This is a genomic window from Janthinobacterium svalbardense (assembly GCF_002327145.1).
Taxonomy (GTDB): Bacteria; Pseudomonadota; Gammaproteobacteria; order Burkholderiales; family Burkholderiaceae_D; genus Janthinobacterium; species Janthinobacterium tructae.
The window spans coordinates 2,532,400-2,550,576 of the sequence record NZ_CP023422.1 but is presented as its reverse complement, the minus strand read 5'-3'; the positions used below and the strand labels follow the sequence as shown (position 1 = coordinate 2,550,576).

18 protein-coding genes are annotated in these 18,177 nt (G+C 61.0%); 3 read left to right on the top strand and 15 right to left on the bottom strand.

The genetic code is table 11. From position 1 onward, the window contains the following. Nucleotides 1-13: 13 nt before the first annotated feature. The 15 genes from CNX70_RS11425 to pstS all read right to left on the bottom strand — a co-directional run bounded on the left by CNX70_RS11425 (nucleotide 14) and on the right by pstS (nucleotide 14,973). Complete coding sequence (locus CNX70_RS11425) at nucleotides 14-415, bottom strand: type II toxin-antitoxin system RelE/ParE family toxin (protein WP_096234772.1); 402 nt, start codon at nucleotides 413-415, stop codon at nucleotides 14-16. A 58-nt stretch (nucleotides 416-473) separates the two neighbouring features. Beyond that, entirely contained in the window at nucleotides 474-1,202 is a 729-nt protein-coding gene (locus CNX70_RS11420; protein WP_096234771.1) for a LytR/AlgR family response regulator transcription factor, read from the bottom strand. An 11-nt stretch (nucleotides 1,203-1,213) separates the two neighbouring features. Further along, nucleotides 1,214-2,290 carry a sensor histidine kinase gene (locus CNX70_RS11415; protein ID WP_096234770.1) on the bottom strand — a complete coding sequence of 359 codons (1,077 nt, stop codon included), beginning with the start codon at nucleotides 2,288-2,290 and terminating at the stop codon, nucleotides 1,214-1,216. A 6-nt stretch (nucleotides 2,291-2,296) separates the two neighbouring features. Next, entirely contained in the window at nucleotides 2,297-3,112 is an 816-nt protein-coding gene (locus CNX70_RS11410) for a LiaI-LiaF-like domain-containing protein (RefSeq protein WP_096234769.1), read from the bottom strand. Further along, nucleotides 3,102-3,485: a LiaF transmembrane domain-containing protein gene (locus tag CNX70_RS11405; RefSeq protein ID WP_243420173.1), complete on the bottom strand. Its 384-nt coding sequence runs from the start codon at nucleotides 3,483-3,485 to the stop codon at nucleotides 3,102-3,104. Before CNX70_RS11405 ends, CNX70_RS11410 begins: the two co-directional genes overlap by 11 nt. Before the next feature lie 383 nt (nucleotides 3,486-3,868). After that, on the bottom strand, nucleotides 3,869-4,783 hold the full coding sequence (locus tag CNX70_RS11400; RefSeq protein ID WP_096234767.1) for an NAD-dependent epimerase/dehydratase family protein: 915 nt from the start codon (nucleotides 4,781-4,783) through the stop codon (nucleotides 3,869-3,871). Between the two features lie 228 nt (nucleotides 4,784-5,011). After that, the gene (locus tag CNX70_RS11395; RefSeq protein WP_096234766.1) at nucleotides 5,012-6,958 is read right to left on the bottom strand and encodes a UvrD-helicase domain-containing protein; all 1,947 of its coding nucleotides are present in this window, start codon (nucleotides 6,956-6,958) and stop codon (nucleotides 5,012-5,014) included. A gap of 33 nt (nucleotides 6,959-6,991) precedes the next feature. After that, nucleotides 6,992-8,188: a selenoneine synthase SenA gene (senA, locus tag CNX70_RS11390; RefSeq protein WP_244199117.1), complete on the bottom strand. Its 1,197-nt coding sequence runs from the start codon at nucleotides 8,186-8,188 to the stop codon at nucleotides 6,992-6,994. 75 nt (nucleotides 8,189-8,263) lie between these two features. After that, entirely contained in the window at nucleotides 8,264-9,580 is a 1,317-nt protein-coding gene (gene phoR / locus CNX70_RS11385; RefSeq protein WP_071078201.1) for a phosphate regulon sensor histidine kinase PhoR, read from the bottom strand. An 11-nt stretch (nucleotides 9,581-9,591) separates the two neighbouring features. Then, nucleotides 9,592-10,281: a response regulator gene (locus CNX70_RS11380; RefSeq protein ID WP_034755074.1), complete on the bottom strand. Its 690-nt coding sequence runs from the start codon at nucleotides 10,279-10,281 to the stop codon at nucleotides 9,592-9,594. 5 nt (nucleotides 10,282-10,286) lie between these two features. Further along, the gene (gene phoU / locus CNX70_RS11375; protein ID WP_071078202.1) at nucleotides 10,287-10,997 is read right to left on the bottom strand and encodes a phosphate signaling complex protein PhoU; all 711 of its coding nucleotides are present in this window, start codon (nucleotides 10,995-10,997) and stop codon (nucleotides 10,287-10,289) included. 48 nt (nucleotides 10,998-11,045) lie between these two features. After that, nucleotides 11,046-11,828, bottom strand: a complete 783-nt coding sequence (gene pstB / locus CNX70_RS11370; protein WP_373629715.1) for a phosphate ABC transporter ATP-binding protein PstB — start codon at nucleotides 11,826-11,828, stop codon at nucleotides 11,046-11,048. A 38-nt stretch (nucleotides 11,829-11,866) separates the two neighbouring features. Next, nucleotides 11,867-12,763, bottom strand: a complete 897-nt coding sequence (pstA, locus tag CNX70_RS11365; RefSeq protein WP_096234765.1) for a phosphate ABC transporter permease PstA — start codon at nucleotides 12,761-12,763, stop codon at nucleotides 11,867-11,869. Continuing rightward, complete coding sequence (pstC, locus tag CNX70_RS11360) at nucleotides 12,760-13,731, bottom strand: phosphate ABC transporter permease subunit PstC (protein ID WP_225240714.1); 972 nt, start codon at nucleotides 13,729-13,731, stop codon at nucleotides 12,760-12,762. Before pstC ends, pstA begins: the two co-directional genes overlap by 4 nt. 207 nt (nucleotides 13,732-13,938) lie before the next feature. Then, nucleotides 13,939-14,973 carry a phosphate ABC transporter substrate-binding protein PstS gene (gene pstS / locus CNX70_RS11355; RefSeq protein ID WP_425269235.1) on the bottom strand — a complete coding sequence of 345 codons (1,035 nt, stop codon included), beginning with the start codon at nucleotides 14,971-14,973 and terminating at the stop codon, nucleotides 13,939-13,941. A 297-nt stretch (nucleotides 14,974-15,270) separates the two neighbouring features. Here pstS and ppk1 point away from each other — a divergent pair, with 297 nt between their 5' ends. From ppk1 to CNX70_RS29115, 3 genes are all read left to right on the top strand, one after another. Further along, nucleotides 15,271-17,364, top strand: a complete 2,094-nt coding sequence (ppk1, locus tag CNX70_RS11350) for a polyphosphate kinase 1 (RefSeq protein ID WP_096234764.1) — start codon at nucleotides 15,271-15,273, stop codon at nucleotides 17,362-17,364. Nucleotides 17,365-17,389: 25 nt separating this feature from the next. Beyond that, a complete protein-coding gene (gene sixA / locus CNX70_RS11345) occupies nucleotides 17,390-17,848 on the top strand; it encodes a phosphohistidine phosphatase SixA (protein WP_096234763.1) in 459 nt (152 codons plus the stop codon). A 172-nt stretch (nucleotides 17,849-18,020) separates the two neighbouring features. Next, a complete protein-coding gene (locus tag CNX70_RS29115) occupies nucleotides 18,021-18,149 on the top strand; it encodes a hypothetical protein (protein WP_257224845.1) in 129 nt (42 codons plus the stop codon). Nucleotides 18,150-18,177 lie beyond the last annotated feature (28 nt).

Genomic DNA, 18,177 nt, shown 5'->3' with positions numbered 1-18,177 from the left:
CCTGTTCCTAAAATCATCCCATGCCTTTGCCCTGCCTTGCTTTCGCCGTGGTCAGGTTTTTGAGGTGTTGCTCGTAACGTGCATTTGCCTTGAACAACAAATCCCTGTAAAACTTGTCCTCGTCGACACCCTGCTTGGCTGCCGCAACCAGAATCACCGCCTCTCGCCGGGTATCGAAAGCAAAGACCGCGCGCCACACCTCTGCCCCGTTATTGGCCTTGAAACGCAGCTCTTTCATGTTCGGGTGTTTAGGATTTTTCAAAGTCCCAACATGAGGACGCCCAGCAGCCGGGCCCAGCTTCGACAGCGCATCGGCACTCGCCAGCAATTCATCCTGGACATCTATCGGCAGAGCATCGAATTCCGCATCGAAGTCATCTTGAAACGTAACCGGCCATGTCCTCGGCGCATTCAATTATCACCTCCGGATGATATCATGCATAGATGATTATGCATCTATGCCACAGAAAATGCTAACCCACCAATAATCTCAGCTTCTGGTAGCCCGCCTTGCTCACGGGTATCCGCGTATCATCGCGCAAGATGGCCACGTGGCTGTCTTTGGTGGCCGCCTCGATGCGGCGGATGCCGTCGATATTGAGCAGATACGACCTGTGCACGCGCAGAAACTTGGCGGGATCGAGCTGGGCTTCCAGTTCCGCCAAGGTCTGGCTTTTCAGGTAAGACTTGCCCTCGGAACGGATGCTGACGTAATCGTCCTGCGCCTCGATATAGTCGATGCGAGCGCTGGCGATCACGTGGACCTTGGCGCCGTCGCGTATCAGCACGCGGGCCAAAGGCGCGGCGCGCATGGCCGCCTCGCGCGCCAGCGTTTGCACAGCCTCGGGCGTGCTGCGGTGGGCGCGCGCATGGGCCAGCGCCTGCTCGAAGCGCTGTTCGCTGAACGGTTTCAACAGGTAGTCCAGGGCATGGCATTCGAACGCCTTCAGCGCATACTGGTCGTAGGCCGTGACAAAGATCAGCTTTGTCTTCGCGCCGATCAGCTCGGCCACTTCAAAGCCGTCCAGGCGCGGCATCTGGATGTCGAGAAACACCAGTTCCGGCTCCAGTTCCGCGATGGCCTTGACGGCGTCAAAACCGTTGGCGCACTCGGCCACGATGTCGATATCGTCATGGCGCGCCAGGTATTCGCGCAACACGCTGCGTGCCAGCAATTCGTCATCGACGATGGCGACCCGCATTCTTGCCTGCATCATGCTTCCTCCGTGTCGCCGGTCTGCGCCGGCATGGAAATCATCACTTCAAAATGGCCATCGCGCCGGCCCCAGTGCACGCTGGCCTCGTGGCCATACGCGCCGGCCAGGCGCTGGCGCACGTTCTCCAGACCCACGCCATTGCCGCGCCCTGGCCCTTGATCCGCATCCACCGGATTGCGCACGGCAATCTGCAACAGGCTGCCCGCGCGCCGCACCTCGATGGCGATCAAGCCGCCCTCCGTCAAGCCGCAGATACCATGCTTGACAGCATTTTCCACCAGCGGCTGTATCAGCATGGGCGGCAGCAGGCACGCCAGCGCGCCGGTGTCGACGCTTTCCGCCACTTGCAGGCGCTCACCGAAACGCACTTGCTCGATGGCGAGAAAGTGGCGGATCAGCACCAGTTCCTGCGTCACGGTGATGTGCTTGTGCGCTTCCAGGCTCAGGCTCTGGCGGAAGAAACTGGCCAGCTGCACCGTCATCTGGCGCGCGCCCGCCGCATCGATGGACGTCAGGGCGCTGATGGAGTTCAGGCTGTTGAACAGGAAATGCGGATCGATCTGCGTGCGCAGCATGCGCAGTTGCGCTTCCTGCGCCATCAGCTGCGCTTCCAGGCCCCGCTGTTCGGCCATCCTGGCGCGCACGAATTCCAGCAACAGATAGTGCACGGCGGCGGCCAGGCAATACAGCAGCGCGCCCAGGCCGAAGAACAGGGCCAGCAGCGACTGCGTCAGGTCCACGCCCAGCCAGCGCAGCTCCAGCAACAGGCTGACGCTGTTCAGAAATTGCAGCAAGGTGGCCCACAGCAAGCCCGCAAACAGAGCTGCCACGCCCATCACGCCGGCAATGGCGAGTGGATGGCGCGCGTGCAAGGGATAGGCGCGGCACAGGTAAAACGCAGAAAAACCCGAACCGATCGCATACACGAGCGTGGCGGGCACCACCAGCAGCACGGCGTTAAGCCAGGGCGCATGGGCCACCCTGGCCAGGATGAACGCCAGCGCCAGGCCCAGCGCGATGCACACCAGGAACACCACCACGGCACCGCGCCGCTTCGACAAGGGCCCGGACATGCGCGCCTAGTTGCGGATTTCCAGGCCGCCCATGATGGCGTAGCCCGTCACGTACAGACGCTTGTTCTGGTTCGGCGGCACGATGGTCTTTTCTTCGAAGCCGCCGAGGATGGGCGTGCCCTGCAACACCACGCTCCAGTCGGGCGGAATCTTGATGGTGACGCCGCCACACAAGGCGAACACGTTAAGCACGGCTTCGCCTTCGATCGATGCCTGGCGCAAGTCAATTTCGCAGCCGGCCATGATGACATTGATATCGCCGCCCCTGAAGCGCTGCGACGACACGCGCCGCACATAGCCACCCAGGATGGCCGTCACTTCGATGATGCTGTCGTCGTCCGCCTGGCCGCTGGCGCCTGGCGCTGCACTGGTATCGGCGGCATCCTTGTCCAGCGACACGGCGCCATTCCTGGCCTGGCCGAAAGAGTCAGGCGCTGCCGTGCTGTCTTGCTGCGCGGCAAAGCGCCGGCGGCGCTGCCGCTGCTGTGCGCCGGGCAAGGACTTCGACACCACGGCCACGCCCAGGCCGATGATCAGCAAGGGCCACAGCAAGTCCCAGTTCATGTAAAAGATGCCCATGTGCTTGAGGGTCCAGACCACGCCCAGCAGCACCAGCATGCCGCCCAACAAATAGCCGTTCGCACTGCGGCTTTGCGACAGTTTCAGCAGGCCAAACACGATCAGCGCCGTGGGCCAGAAGCGAAAGGTGTAGCGCACATTGATAAAACCGAGGTTATCGAGCAGGAACAACAGCCCCAGGCCGATGACGATGACGCCCAGCACGATCTGCGATGGCGAGTGCAGCGGCGGTTTATTTTTCATGCTCGGACTCCCGGTAGGCAATAAAATGTTTGTTCAGCAGCGGTTCCAGCACCAGGCCCACGCCCCAGGCGATCAGCAAGGCTGGCCAGCTATTGTAGAAATTCAAATTCCACAGTTCTTCGTACGACACATACCACCAGGCAGCAAAAAAGATCAGCCACAGGCCGCTCAGTACCTGCTTGGCGGACACGGGCGTGAGCAGCTTATTGAGGCCGAAGACCACCAGTATCAGCGGCCAATAATGCCATAGAGCATAGTAATCGTGGAGATAGATCACATCGAGCCGGTCCAGCAGGATGACGGCGCCGATGGCGATCAGCAGCACGCCCCACAGCAGCTGGGTACGGCGGCAATAAGCTGGTTCAGGTTTCACGGTCGCCCCTTGAAGTTGGTTGATCGTAAAGATACGCGGATTTCGGCCGCGCGAGAACTGCGTTTCGGCGAATGGCGGACAGGTGGCGGTGAATGGCGCAGGGGCCGGAACGACAGGCAAAAAAAGACCGGCTAGGGCCGGCCTTGAAGGGGTTCGCAGTACACACCACGACCTGGAGTTGCAGTGCACAGCCGCGTGGCGCAAGGCGCAAACGCGAACAGAAATCTGGTGCCGATCCTTGAGGCGACCGGCTGACCTGCTGGAAGATCGAACATGCCGCCAACTTCACGGCAGTGCGTCTCAACCAAGCAAAGCCATCATACTCCTGATCGCGACATTGCACCGTTCGCTAGCGCACACAGATGTCGCTTTGCTGAGCTGCATCAAACGGCGATGGCGTGCGCTGGCTGGAGCATGTCGTGCTGGATCCACTCCAGCACGGATGGCCCCTGCGGCTGCCAGCCCAGCAGGGTGCGCGCCCGCTCGCCGCGCACGCGGCTGTTGGAACCGAGGCCGTACGATGCCATCTCATAGCCCCATTCGGCGATCGCCTCGGGCAGCGACCAATCCTGCGCGGGACCCAGGTCCAGTGCCTTGGCGATGGCGGCCGTCATGTCGCGGAAAGCCGCTTCGCCCGACTCGACAAAGTAAAACGTGCCGGCCGGAGACTTTTCCAACGCCAGCAAATACAGGCTGACGACGTCGTCGATATGCACGTTCGACCAGATGTTGCGGCCCGGCCCCACGTGGCGCACGATACCGCTCTTGCGCGCCTGCTTCAGCAAACGGGGCAGCTGGACGCTATCGCGCGGCAAGGCGCCATGGCCGTAGATCAGGGTATTGCACAGCACGCTGGCGCGTATGCCCTTGTTTGCACTGGCCAGCACCAGCTCATCGATGGCGACCCGTGCCGCCTTGTCGGCCGTGGGCGCCGGCAGCTTGTCTTCAAAGTAAATCTGCTGCGTGCCCTCGCCGCCCGAGGCATCGCCCACGATGGACGAGCCGCTGGTGTGGAGGAAAGGCTTGTTGCTGCCAGCCAGCGCTTCAATGATGGCTTCGACGGCGGCCCGGTGGTCGCTGCTGGCCGCATTGATGACGGCATCGGCCGCCTTCGCCTGCTCGATGAGCAGTTCGCGATCATTGAGCGTGCCGACGATGCCTTGTACGCCGATGGTAGCCAGCTCGGCCACCTGTTCCGGCTTGCGCACAAGGCCCGTGACCTGATGGCCGGCGCGCACGAGGCCCGCCGCGATGGAACTGCCGATGAAACCTGCTGCGCCTGTCAGAAATACTTTCATACCGTGGACGCCAAACAAAACCTACTGCGCGTCGCGCTTTGCGGCCTGCGATGCTCACCGTGCTGTAGCACGGTTGCGCTTCTTAGCCACAAATCATCGCCGCTCGCTACGGTTTTGTTAGGCGTCGTTCCTCCTTGGTTAGCTTTGTTAATTCAGATCAAAAGCGATCACATGAACAAAGTATGCCCGCTTTCGTCTTTCACAAAAAGCGGCCGCACGGCAAAAGATTTATGCTCTTGGCGCAACAATCTTGTTTTTCAGCTGCAGGGCGGCGATGTAGCGGCTTCGCCAGGCGGGGTCTTGCGGCGTCAGCAAGGTGAGCCTGTCGCGCGCGCGCGTGGCGGCCACATAGAAACGGTTTTCCTCTTCCAGCGGGTCGGTCTTGCTGCGTGGGAATTCATCGACGGCCAGGTAAGGCAGGATGACATGGTTGTATTCGAGGCCCTTGATCTGGTCGATGCAGGCGATCACCAGTTTGGCCTTGCCGGTCGATACCGTCACGGCCTCTTCCATCTCGCCCAGCCAGCCAGCAAAGCCACCCAGCGCCACGCCCGCTTCGCGGCACACGGCAATGAAACCGTGCAAGGAACGGGCCACGACCCGCGCCTGGGCCGGGTCGACATAAATGCGGCGCGCCGTCTGTTCCAGCTGCATCAGGCCAAAAATGTGCTGCAGGGCGTCGCCCGCCAAAGCGTCCGCTGGCAAGGCGCGCAGGTAATCGACGGCGGCCAGGGTCAGCGCCGCCTTGTCCTGGTTGTGCGACTTGGCCAGCTGGTTGGTCAAGAAACCTTCCAGCAAGTCCGGGTAATTGGCCACGTCGGCCTTGGCTTGCTGCAACTCCGTGCGCGTAAAAGGTATTTCCGCGAAGGCCACCAGCGCTTCGAGGATCTCGCCACGGCGCGGGCCGCTCTTGATTGCATGTAAATCCTTGCGGGCGATGGCGACCATGCCGCGCAGCATCAGCACTTCCAGGCTCAGCAGATAGCTGTTCATGTCCACCAGCCCATACGCGATGCCGCTCTGGAACAGCGCCGTTTCCACGCGGATGGCCTGGTCGCGGTCGCGCAGCAAGATGGCCGTGGTGCCCGCATGCGCATGTTCGAGCGCGGCGATCAGCTGCGCGCTGCAAGCCTGCGGCTGCGCATGGTCATACTCGAGCACGTCGATGTGGGTGGCGCGCGACAGGGCCGAGACGCTGACCTTGTTTTTCAGCACGCCCACGGCCTGCGCCAGTTGCGGACCGTAGCGGTAGGAGGCCGTCAGCGGCAGGCGCTGCAAGGCGGGAAATTCCTGTTCGAAGCGCTGGCGCAAGAAACGGTGATCGGCGCCCGACCAGGTATAGATGACTTGATCCTTGTCGCCGGCGCCGCAGAAAAACGCGTTGCCACGGCGTATCAGCATGGTCAGCAGGCGGAACGACGCTTCGTTCAAATCGTGCAATTCATCGGCCACGATGATCTGAAAGGCCGGCAATTGCTGGCGCAGGGGTTCGTCGCCATCGAGCATGCGCACCAGGTCGTAGGTGGCGTCGAACGGCGCGCGGAACTGGATATCGCCCGTGTCGGCGCCGCGCAAGGCTTCGTATTCGCGCAGCCACAGATAATGCGTGCGCGACATGCCCAGCAGCTCCAGGTTGTCATCGAGGGAATTGCTCTCGAAGTCAGGATTTTGAAAATCCAGGCGCGCCTTGGTGCGCAACTGCAACTTCAAGAATTCGGCGATCGCCCCGTTGGTCGTATTGATTTCCAGCGGATAGCGGTGAGCATACTTCTCGGACACGACTTCCAGTGCTTCCCACGCCACGGGGCGCAGCTCTTCATCGCTGCGCATGAATGCCACTTGCATGTTTTCCAGCTGCAGCAGCACCTTGGCGGCAAAGGCGTCGAAGGTGTCGATGACGAGGCGCTTGACGACACCGAGCGGCACGCCCACTTCCAGCAGGCGCTGGCGCAGGGCCACGCGCGCCGCTTCCGTGAAGACGAGGGCCAGCATGCGTTCGGGCGCGCGGCCCCGGTGCAAGGCCTCGGCCAGGCGCAGGGCCAGGGTCGTCGTCTTGGCCGCGCCGGCATTGGCGTCGATCAAGACCACTTTCTTTTGCGCCGTCTGGATGGCGACCTGCTCCGGCGTGGGCGTGATGCGTTTTGGAATGAACTGCGGGGCGTTATCTGTACTCAAGGGTATCCTGAAATGATGTCTGTTCTCGGCGCGCTACCAGGCGCAGGTGCGCAGGCCGGCAAAGATGTCGCCCCGTTCGGGCGCGTGGAAGGCGCGCATGCGGGCCGAATGCAGGCGCGGCGGCGTGGCGAAGGCGGCGCCGCGCAGCACCTGGTGCTGCATGAAATACGGCGCCGAATACTCGCGCCAGGCATCGGGCGCAAAGCCCGGATACGGCTCGAACGGCGTCGCCGTCCACTCCCATACCTGGCCCCAGTGAAAGCGCGGGTGGCCGGACAGCGCAGCATACTCCCATTCCGCCTCCGTCGCCAGGCGGCGCTCCGCCCAGGCGCAGTACGCTTGCGCTTCATACAGATTGATGTGGCGCACGGCTTCATTCGGCGGCAAGGTGGTGCGCTGGCCGAAACGCATGGTGCGCCACTGCGTCGCTTCGCGCAGCCAGTACATGGGCGACGAGCGCTCCTGCCGCATCAGCCAGGCGCTGCCGGCCGCGCTCCAGAACTGGCGGTTCTGGTAACCGCCATCGGCGACAAAATCGGCAAACTGGGCGTTGGATACGGCGCAAGCATCGATGGAAAACGGCGCCACATAGCAGGCATGGGGCGGCGATTCATTGTCGAAGGCAAAACCGGCCCCGCGCGGCGAGCCCAGTACGATGGAGCCGCCTGGAAAGGCGATCTCGCCCGCACCTGGTGGCAAAGCCGGGCTGGCAGCCAGGGATTCGGGGGCTTCCAGGCCCAGCCATTGCAAGCCGGCCAGCATTTCCTCGCCGCACAAGTCTTCCTGCGCCAGCGCCAGCCGGTACGGCGCCAAGGCGCTGTCGACGTTGGGTTCGCGCGAGAGTTTATCGAGCACCCGGTCGAGCACTTCGCGGCAATACGTTTTCACGGCGCCCGGACTGGGCAGTTCCAGCTTCCAGCGCGCACGCTGCTCCAGCATATTGGCGTCGAACATATCGTCGCCGCGCGTCAGCAGGGAATTGTAGATGGCGTCGGCCGGATGGCTGGAAGCGGCTTCGCGCAGGATGAACCACTCGGCGAACCAGGCGATATGCGCGAGCTGCCATAACGGTGGATTGAGGCGCGGATGGCGGGGCAGGCCCGCCACCACGTCCAGCCCGGCACTGACATAACAGTCGAACAGGGAAAGCGTATTCTGGCGCGCAGCCTGCAGCGATTGGGCCAGTTGCTGCGCGCCGGCGTGGCGAAAAGAAGTGTGAATTAAAGTCATGGCACGATTGTAACGACTTATGCCAACATTGCACCAGTCGCCGCAGAAACAAGGAGGGAACTCCCCTGCCCCTGCCTACTTGACCAGCAACTCGCCCTGCAGCGGCGTGACGACGGACTTCGGCATGCTGACGATGAAACTGCTGCCCTTGTCGGCCACGGACTGGATGGCCAACGTGCCGCCGTGGCGCAGCAGCACGTGCTTGACGATGGCCAGGCCCAGGCCCGTGCCCTGGGTTTCGCGCGAGCGGCTCTTGTCGACGCGGTAGAAACGCTCGGTCAGGCGCGAAATGTGTTCCTGGCTGATGCCGATGCCCGTGTCTTGCGCGATAAATTGCGGTCCGGCCGGACCATCCTGCCAGCGCAGGGTGATGCTGCCGCCGGCTGGCGTGTAGCGCACGGCGTTCGAGGCCAGGTTGCCAAACGCGCTGTACAGCTCGTCGTAGCTGCCCAGCACGTCGGGACCGTTGCATTCCATCTTGATCTCGTGCTTGCCGGCCGACAAGCCTTTGGCGTCGCGCAAGACCTGCTGCATGAGCTTTTTGATATCCACGGGTTCGGGGCGCAGCGGATAATCGACCGATTCCAGGCGCGACAGCGTCAGCATGTCCTCGATCAGATGCTGCATGCGGTGGCCCTGCTCCGTCATCAGCTTGAGGTGGGCGGCGCGCGTGGCGGCATCGAGGTCCAGCTCGGCGGAAGCGATTTCCAGGAAGCCGACGATGACCGTCAGCGGCGTGCGCAGTTCGTGCGAGGCGTTGGCGATGAAGTCGCGGCGCATCATTTCGATGCGTTCCGTCTCCGTCACATCGTGCGTGACGAGGATCTGGCGGCGGTTTTCAAACGGAATGATTTGCACGATCAGCTTGCGGTTGCGGAAAGTGATCGTCAGCGGCTGGTCGTAGCGGCCCAGGATGATGTAATCCATGAACTCGGGGCTGCGGATCAGGTTGGTGACGCGCATGCCCTTGTCGCGTTCGTGCGTCAGGCCCAGGTGCTTCTCGGCGGCCGGGTTGCACCATTCGAGGAACAGCACATCGTCCATGATGACGACGCCGTCCGGCAGCAGGTGCATGGCCTGGCGGAAGCGCGCCAGCCATTCCGTCAGCTCGGCCTGGTTTTTCTCGTCGTCACGGCGCATGCGGTACAGGCGCGCGAAGATGCTGGTCCAGGCGCCCCAGCCGTCGGGCAGCTTGGCGCTTTGCGGATTGTCCAGCCAGTTACTCAGCTGGAACAGATACGATAGCTGCACGAACACCATCATGGCCATCAGCACGAAGGCGATGCCCAGCGCATACGTGGCGCCAAACAGATACCAGACGACGGCCACGCCCAGCAGCGCCAGCACCATGCGCAAGGCGGCCGGTACCCAGAACAGTAATTTCGGATTCATAGAGGCCAGCTTTACTTTTCAGACAACATGTAGCCGACGCTGCGCACCGTCTTGATCAGGCTTTCCGCCTCTTTCAAGGCTTTGCGCAAGCGCAATACGTGGACATCGACCGTGCGTTCCTCGATCACCACATGATCGCCCCACACCTTGTCGAGCAGCTGGCTGCGCGAAAACACGCGCTCCGGATGGGCCAGCAGGAATTTCAGCAGCTTGTATTCGGCATGGCCGATATCGATCTTCTGTTCATCCATCATCACGGTGCAGCTGACGGGGTCCAGCGCCACGTTGCCGGCGCGCATGGGCGCCTGCGCGTGTTCCGGACTCTTGCGTCGCAACAGCGCTTTGGCGCGCGCCAGCAGCTCGCGCGGCGAGAACGGCTTGGTGACGTAATCGTCGGCCCCGCTGTTCAGGCCGGCCAGCTTGTCTTCTTCCATGCTCTTGGCGGTGAGCATGATGACGGGGATGGCGGCGAAATTGCGGTCGGCGCGGATGCGCGACAGCAGGCGCAAGCCCGTCTGGTCCGGCAGCATCCAGTCCAGCAGGATCAGGTGCGGCGTGCGGTGCTGGATGAATTCCCAGGCATCGGCAACGTTTTGTACAGAACAGCAATTCCAGCCGGATTCGCGCAGCGAATAGGTCACCAGTTCAACGATGGCCGGCTCATCTTCAACAATCAATACCGTGGTTTTATCAGATGCCATAAAGCTTACTCAGGGAGCTCCTCGGAAATGGCGGGAGCAGCCACCTTGGTGTGGCGGATGTCCTTGCCTTCAACCACGTAAATCACGTATTCGGCGATGTTTTTCGCATGGTCGCCGATCCGTTCGATGGCCTTGGCCACCCACAGGGTATCGAGCGCCGCCGAAATCGTGCGCGGGTCTTCCATCATAAAGGTGATCAAGTTGCGCATGATAGACCGAAACTCATGGTCGATGATGGCATCTTGTGCAATTAATTGTAAGGCCTGCTTGCCATCGTTGCGGGCAAACGCGTCCAGCGCATCGTGCAGCATGTCGGTGGCCGTGTTGGCAATGCCGCGCACCATCTCGTAGTGGTTGACGACGCCGTTGCCCCGCTTGTGCAGATTCTTCGCCACGCGGGCGATTTTGGTCGCCTCGTCGCCTACGCGTTCGAGGTCGGTAATCACCTTGATGGTGGCCATGATGGTGCGCAAATCGTTGGCGGCCGGCTGGCGGCGCACGATCAAATGGCTGCACGCGTCGTCCAGCGACACTTCCAGCTGGTTGACGACGTCGTCTTCGCGCATCACGCGGTCGGCGCGTTCCGGGTTGCCGATGCGAAAGCACGTCATCGCGTCGAGGAACTGGGTTTCAACGATGCCGCCCATCAGGAGCACTTTCGAGCGGATCGCTTCGAGTTCGTTGTCGTATTGCTTGGATGAATGTTCGCCTAACATGCTGTCTCTCCGTATTCAGTTGTCTTGTATGTCGTTATTCTGGGTGGATCAGCCGAAGCGGCCCGTGATGTAATCCTGCGTTTCCTTGCGGGCCGGATTCATGAAAATCTGGTCCGTTTCGCCGAATTCCACCAGCTCGCCCAGGTACATATAGGCAGTGTAGTCGGAGCAGCGCGCCGCCTGCTGCATATTGTGCGTCACGATGGCGATCGTGTAATCCTGTTTCAGTTCGCTGATCAGCTCTTCCACCTTCGACGTCGAGATCGGGTCCAGCGCCGAGGTCGGCTCATCGAGCAGCAAGACGTCCGGCTTCACGGCCACGCCGCGCGCGATGCACAAACGCTGCTGCTGGCCGCCCGACAGCGACAGGCCGCTCTTGTTCAGCTTATCCTTGACTTCGCCCCACAGCGCGGCCTTTTTCAGGGCCCACTCGACGCGCTCATCCATCTCGCCCTTCGACAGGTCTTCATACAGGCGCACGCCGAAGGCGATGTTGTCGTACACGGACATGGGGAACGGTGTCGGCTTCTGGAACACCATGCCGACCTTGGCACGCAGCATGTTGACGTCCTGGTCGGCGTCGAGCACGTTGCGGCCGCGGTACAGGATGGAACCTTCCGCGCGCTGGCCCGGATACAGGTCGTACATGCGGTTCAGGGTGCGCAGCAGGGTCGACTTGCCGCAACCGGACGGGCCGATGAAAGCCGTGACTTTCTTTTCGTGGATGTCCAGGTTGACGTTATGCAAGCTTTGCGTTTTGCCGTAAAAAAAGTTCAGGCCCGAAATCTCGATGGTTTTTTTCTTTGGTGCCAGGTCTTGTGCTGGATTCATTTGCGTATTCATATGGGTTCGCTTCGCTCGGTATCTGTTTAATTAGGGACTTTTTGGCTGAACACGGTGCGCGACAGGATATTCAAGGCCAGCACGCTGAAGGTGATCAGCAGTGCGCCGCCCCAGGCCAGCGAGCGCCAATTGTCGTACGGGCTCATCGCGAACGAGGCGATGACGGACGGCAAGTTGGCCATCGGCGCATTCATGTTGAAGCTTTGGAACTGGTTATTCAGGGCCGTGAACAGCAGCGGTGCCGTTTCGCCGGCGATGCGGGCCAGGGCCAGCAGCACACCGGTGATGACACCGGCCTTGACGGCGCGCAAGCGCACCAGGGTGGCGACTTTCCAGCGCGGCGCGCCGAGGGCAAACGCGGCTTCCAGCAGGCTGTTCGGCACCAAACGCAGCATATTGTCCGTCGTGCGCACCACCACCGGCACGGCGATCAGCGACAGCGCGATGGCGCCCGCGTAACCGGAGAAGTGTTTCACGTGCGCCACGTACAGCGCATACACGAACAGGCCGATGACGATCGATGGGGCCGACAGCATGATGTCCGTCACAAAGCGCGTCACTTGCGCAAACTTGTTTTCTTCGCCGTATTCGGCCAGGTAGATGCCGGCCAGGATACCGATCGGGGTGCTGACGACAGTCGCCAGGCCCACCATCAGGGCACTGCCGACGATGGCATTGATCAAGCCGCCGCCTTCGCTGCCGGGGGCCGGCGTGGTTTGCGTGAACATGTCGATGGACAGCGCGCCGAAACCCTTGATCACCAGCGTGAACAAAATCCACACCAGCACGGCCAGGCCCAGGGCCATGGCCGCCACCGACAGGGCGATGCCGATGCGGTGCATCAGCAAACGCTTGCGGTAGACAGGGTTCATGGCCGGCTTGGCCGGAACGTCGTGGGTGCTAACTTGGCTGAGCTGGCTCATTTCGTGCCTTCCTTGCGGGACATGCCTGCCAGCATCAGCTTGGCGGCGGATAAGACGATAAAGGTGATGACAAACAGGATCAGCGCCAGCGAGAACAGCGAAGCGACGTGCAGCTCGGACTGCGCTTCGCCGAATTCATTCGCCAGCAGCGAGGTGATGCTGTTACCGGCAGCAAACAGCGACCAGGACAGCTTGTTCGCATTGCCGATGACGAAGGTGACGGCCATGGTTTCGCCCAGCGCGCGGCCCAGGCCCAGCATGACGCCACCGACGACGCCGGTCTTGGTGTAAGGCAAGACGATCTTGCGCACCACTTCCCAGCGCGTGCAGCCCAGGCCGTATGCGGATTCTTTCAGCACGGCAGGCACGATTTCAAACACGTCGCGCATCACGGAAGCGATGAAAGGGATGATCATGATGGCCAGCACCAGGCCGGCCGTCAGCAAGCCGATACCCATCATGGGTCCGCTGAACAGCTGGCCGATGACGGGCACGTTGCCCAGCGTGGCTTTCAGGATGGGCTGGACGTGGTCGGCAAACAGGGGCGCAAACACGAACAGGCCCCAGATGCCGTAGATGATCGATGGCACGCCGGCCAGCAGCTCGACAGCCGTGCCCAGCGGGCGGCGCAGCCAGGCCGGGCAGATTTCCGTGAGGAACAGGGCGATGCCGAAGCTGACGGGAAAGGCGATCAGCAGGGCAATCACCGAGGTTACCAGGGTGCCGATGATGGGGATCAGGGCGCCGTACTGGTCATTGACGGGGTCCCATTCTGCCGACACGATGAAATGCAGGCCGAAGGTCTTGAAGGCCGGTATCGATTCCATGATCAGCGAGATGATAATGCCGACCAGGACGATCAGCACCGACAGGGCGAACAGCATCGTCACCTTGTGGAACATGAAATCCTGGAAGCGCTGCTTGCGCATGGTGGAAAGCATTTGCGCGTGACTGATGGAATCGGTCATGGTGCCGCCTGGCATGGGGATCGTGGAAGAGGTAGATTGTGCGCTCATAATGTGCCATGTGGGTGGTACTGCAGGTACTGCTATTTTTATCGTGCTCTTTTAGCCAGGACCGCCTGCAAGGGCTTGCGGGCGGTCCTGGCTAACTCCCTGCCCCGCCGTGCTGCTGGCGGGGACAAGGATGGGTACTTATCTGGTCAAGCTATCGAATTAATAGATCGCTTTGCCCGATGCATCTTTCAAATTGGCTTTCCACGATTCCTGCACCAGTTTCACGACCGATGCTGGCATCGGCACGTAATCCAGTTCAACGGCAGCGGCGCCGCCGTTCTTGTAGGCCCAGTCGAAGAATTTCAGGACTTCTTTAGCCTTGGCTGCGTCAGCCTGGACTTTGTGCATCAGGATGAACGACACGCCCGTGATAGGCCAGCTGTTCTTGCCAGCCTGGTCGGTCAGGACCACGCCGAAGCCTGGGGTTTGCGTCCAAGGTGCCGAAGCGGCTGCTGCCTTGAAGTTTTCGTCGTCAGGCTGCAGGAAGTTGCCGTCCTTGTTTTGCAACTGGGTGTGCGACATCTTGTTTTTCTTGGCGTAAGCCCATTCGACGTAGCCGATCGAACCCTTGATACGCTGCACGTTGGCGGCGACGCCTTCGTTACCCTTGCCACCCACGCCCACGGCCCATTTCACAGCCGAGCCGGCGCCGATTTTCGATTTGAATTCCGGGTTGGTTTTCGACAGGAAGTCGGTGAACAGGAAGGACGTACCCGAACCGTCGGCGCGGTGCACCACGGTGATTTCCGTATCCGGCAGCTTGACGCCACTGTTCAGCGCGGCGATTTCAGGCGCGCTCCACTTGGTGATCTTGCCCAGGTAGATGTCGCCAACGACTTTACCCGTCATTTTCAACTGGCCTGGGGTTACGCCGTCCAGGTTGACGATGGTGACCACGCCGCCCATGATGGCTGGGAACTGCATCAGGCCAGCTTCTTCCAGCTCTTCTGCCTTCAAAGGCATGTCCGAGGCGCCGAATTCAACAGTCTTGGCCTTGATTTGCTTGATGCCAGCGCCGGAACCGACGGACTGGTAGTTCAGGCCGTTGCCGGTGTTGGCTTTGTAGGTTTCAGCCCATTTGGCGTAGATCGGGTACGGGAAGGTTGCACCAGCACCTGTCATATCTGCCGCCATGACGGAAGCGGAAGAAAATGCCATCGCTGCCGAAGCACCCACGACGATAAATTTGAACATTTGCTTCATTTGCATATCAAGTCCTCAGGGTTGTTAGGGCTCAAAGTCCCGGTTGAATGCTGCGCAGTCTAGCAAGCGAATATGACAGCTTTATGACATGGGTAAAAAATCCTGAAATAATTGGCTACGCCCCGAGGAGTGCCCTTTTCGTCATGAAAAATGACAGGACGGGCGGCGCTTTATGACAGTGTATGTCACGCTTGTGTCATATTTCATGATTACACTCACAACGCGTCATGCGTGATGAAATACGGATGAAATACGGCTAGAATTAACTATCTGCAAAGACAAAAGAATATGAAACCTGAACTGCACATGGAAGTGACCAAATCGGGCATCCTGCTTGACCGCGAACTGTCGCAACTGACTTTCAACCGGCGCGTGATGGCCCAGGCGGAAGACCCGAACATTCCGCTGCTCGAGCGCCTGCGCTACCTGTGCATCGTCAGCAGCAACATGGATGAGTTCTTCGAAGTGCGCGTGGCCAGCCTGCTGGCGGCCGGCAGCATCGGTGGTACGCTGGCGGGCCACCCTGCCCTGGCGGCCAATCTGGAGCGCATCGGCAAGGAATGCCATGCGCTGGTGGAACGCCAGTACGAGATATTAAATAACGACGTCTTGCCGGCCCTGCGCGAAGCGGGCGTGCATTTGCTGCGCGACAGCGACCGCAACGAGGCGCAGCGCGCGTGGGTGAAGCAATATTTCGACCGCGAAGTGCGCCCCCTGCTGACACCGATCGGCCTGGACCCGGCCCACCCGTTCCCGCAAGTGGTGAATAAAAGTCTCAATTTCATCGTTTCGCTGAGCGGCAAGGATGCGTTCGGACGCGGCACGGCGATCGCCATCGTCAAGGCACCCCGCGTCTTGCCACGTGTCATCAAGCTGCCGGACGACATTTCTGGCGACGGCGTGTCCTTCTGTTTATTGTCCTCCGTCATCCATGCGCACATTTCGGACCTGTTCGCCGGGCGCGAGGTGATTGCCTATTCACAATTTCGCGTCACGCGCGACAGCGACCTGTGGGTCGATGAAGACGAAGTCAAGAACCTGCGCCAGGCCCTGAAGGGCGAACTGGTCGGGCGCCAGTTCGGCACCTCCGTGCGCCTGGAAGTGGCACGCAATTGTCCGCCAGAATTGTCGCAATTCCTGCTCGACCAGTTCAGTCTGGACCAAAGCCGTTTGTACCGGGTCAACGGCCCCGTCAATCTGGTGCGCCTGTCGGAAATGATCGACCACGTCAAGCAGCCCGAGTTGCGCTTTCCGCCCTTCTTCCCCGGCCTCGCGCATAAAGCCATCGGCAACGACATCTTCGCCGCGCTGAACAAGCATGACATCCTGCTGCACCATCCCTATCAGTCGTTCCAGACGGTAATCGACTTCATCCGCAGCGCCGCCTACGATCCGTCCGTCGTCGCCATCAAGCAGACGATCTACCGCACGGGCATGAATTCGGACCTGATGGAATCGTTGATCACGGCAGCGAAGATGGGCAAGGAAGTGACCGTCATCGTGGAATTGATGGCGCGTTTCGACGAAGAAGCCAATATCAACTGGGCCGACAAGCTGGAACAGGCGGGCGCGCAAGTCGTGTACGGCGTGGTGGGCCTGAAAACCCACGCCAAGGTGGCGCTCGTCATCCGCCGCGAGGACGGCGCGCTGCGCTTCTACGCCCACTTGGGCACCGGCAATTACCACCCTACCACCACCAAGCTGTACACGGATTTTGGTTTACTGACGGCCAACCAGGACCTGGCCGTGGAAGTGAACGAAGTGTTCATCCACCTGACCAGCCTGACCAAGCCGCACAACCTGAACCATTTGTGGCTGGCGCCGTTCGGCTTGCAAAGCGAGATCATCAAGGCCATCCGCAACGAGGCGAAGATCGCCCGCTCCGGCCGGCGCGGGCGCATCATCGTCAAAGTCAATGCGCTGGTCGATGAATCCGTGATCCGCGCCCTGTATGCGGCCTCGACCGATGGCGTGAAGATCGACCTGATCGTGCGCGGCGCCTGCACCCTGAAGCCGGGCGTGCCTGGCCTGTCGGAAAACATCAAGGTGCGCTCCGTGATCGGCCGGTTCCTTGAACACAGCCGCATTTACTACTTCCGCAACGACCTGGCGCACGATGTTTACCTGGCCAGTGCCGACTGGATGAGCCGCAACCTGTTCCGCCGCGTGGAAGTAGCCTTCCCCGTGCTGGACCGTGCGCTGAAGCGGCGCGTGATCGCCGAGGGCCTCAATCCGTATTTGAAGGATAATACGAATGCATGGGAACTGGAGCCGACGGGCCACTACGCGCGCCGCAAGCCGCGCGGCAAGCAAACGCCATTCAGCGCCCAGCAGTATTTGATGCACACACTGGGTACGCCGGGCGCGGAGGTCGGCGAATAGGCAACTCTACACACAGGAGCACAGCATGGATCTCATCTTGTGGCGACACGCAGAAGCCGAGCCGGGCCTGCCCGACCTCGAACGCGCCCTGACCATCAAAGGTCAGAAACAGGCGCGCCGCATGGGCGAATGGCTGGCCTCGCAACTACCGGAAAATTGCCGCATCCTCGTCAGCCCCGCCTTGCGCACCTTGCAAACGGCGGAAGCGCTGGGACGCAAGTTCAAGCTGATGCCGGAACTGGCACCGGGCGCCGAGGCGGAAGACATCCTCAAGGCGGCCAACTGGCCAGCCGGCAAGGAAAGCGTGCTCATCGTCGGCCACCAGCCCACCCTGGGCCAGGCGGCCGCCCTGCTGCTGACGGGCGAGGAGCAGGAATGGGAGATGCGCAAAGCCAGCGCGTGGTGGTTTTCGCAGCGCGAGCCGGGCGACCCCATCAGCGCCTATTTGAAGGCCGTGATGGCGCATGATCTGGTGGTGAAATAAGGTAAATGCACAAAAAGTGCGGTGGGACAAATACTGGCAGGAATTGCAACTCGGCAGCCTTGTAAAGCGCTGCCGATCTGCTAGAGTTTAATTGCATCAACTACGTGCAAGAGCCCTGCTCCGGCACCTTGAGCAACCCAGCGGACGGCCGTCCAACGGCGGCTGAAAGACCATGTTAATCACCTTCCTCGTTTTTCTCTTCATCGCCATCTTCGCCGCCATCATCGGCTTCGTCGCCTTTGAACTGATCGAAGAAATGCGCGGCAGTCACCACAAGCTGATGGACCGCTACCACGAGTAGTGCTCACCTCGGCACTATCGCATGGCGC

What these genes read in the sequence shown, in the direction of transcription:
- CNX70_RS11420 (WP_096234771.1), bottom strand. Translation starts at nt 1,202, where the DNA reads ATGCGGGTCGCCATCGTCGATGACGAATTGCTGGCACGCAGCGTGTTG.
- CNX70_RS11415 (WP_096234770.1), bottom strand. Translation starts at nt 2,290, where the DNA reads ATGTCCGGGCCCTTGTCGAAGCGGCGCGGTGCCGTGGTGGTGTTCCTG.
- CNX70_RS11410 (WP_096234769.1), bottom strand. Translation starts at nt 3,112, where the DNA reads ATGAAAAATAAACCGCCGCTGCACTCGCCATCGCAGATCGTGCTGGGC.
- CNX70_RS11400 (WP_096234767.1), bottom strand. Translation starts at nt 4,783, where the DNA reads ATGAAAGTATTTCTGACAGGCGCAGCAGGTTTCATCGGCAGTTCCATC.
- senA (WP_244199117.1), bottom strand. Translation starts at nt 8,188, where the DNA reads ATGACTTTAATTCACACTTCTTTTCGCCACGCCGGCGCGCAGCAACTG.
- phoR (WP_071078201.1), bottom strand. Translation starts at nt 9,580, where the DNA reads ATGAATCCGAAATTACTGTTCTGGGTACCGGCCGCCTTGCGCATGGTG.
- CNX70_RS11380 (WP_034755074.1), bottom strand. Translation starts at nt 10,281, where the DNA reads ATGGCATCTGATAAAACCACGGTATTGATTGTTGAAGATGAGCCGGCC.
- phoU (WP_071078202.1), bottom strand. Translation starts at nt 10,997, where the DNA reads ATGTTAGGCGAACATTCATCCAAGCAATACGACAACGAACTCGAAGCG.
- pstB (WP_373629715.1), bottom strand. Translation starts at nt 11,828, where the DNA reads ATGAATCCAGCACAAGACCTGGCACCAAAGAAAAAAACCATCGAGATT.
- pstA (WP_096234765.1), bottom strand. Translation starts at nt 12,763, where the DNA reads ATGAGCCAGCTCAGCCAAGTTAGCACCCACGACGTTCCGGCCAAGCCG.
- pstC (WP_225240714.1), bottom strand. Translation starts at nt 13,731, where the DNA reads ATGACCGATTCCATCAGTCACGCGCAAATGCTTTCCACCATGCGCAAG.
- pstS (WP_425269235.1), bottom strand. Translation starts at nt 14,973, where the DNA reads ATGTTCAAATTTATCGTCGTGGGTGCTTCGGCAGCGATGGCATTTTCT.
- ppk1 (WP_096234764.1), top strand. Translation starts at nt 15,271, where the DNA reads ATGAAACCTGAACTGCACATGGAAGTGACCAAATCGGGCATCCTGCTT.
- sixA (WP_096234763.1), top strand. Translation starts at nt 17,390, where the DNA reads ATGGATCTCATCTTGTGGCGACACGCAGAAGCCGAGCCGGGCCTGCCC.
- CNX70_RS29115 (WP_257224845.1), top strand. Translation starts at nt 18,021, where the DNA reads ATGTTAATCACCTTCCTCGTTTTTCTCTTCATCGCCATCTTCGCCGCC.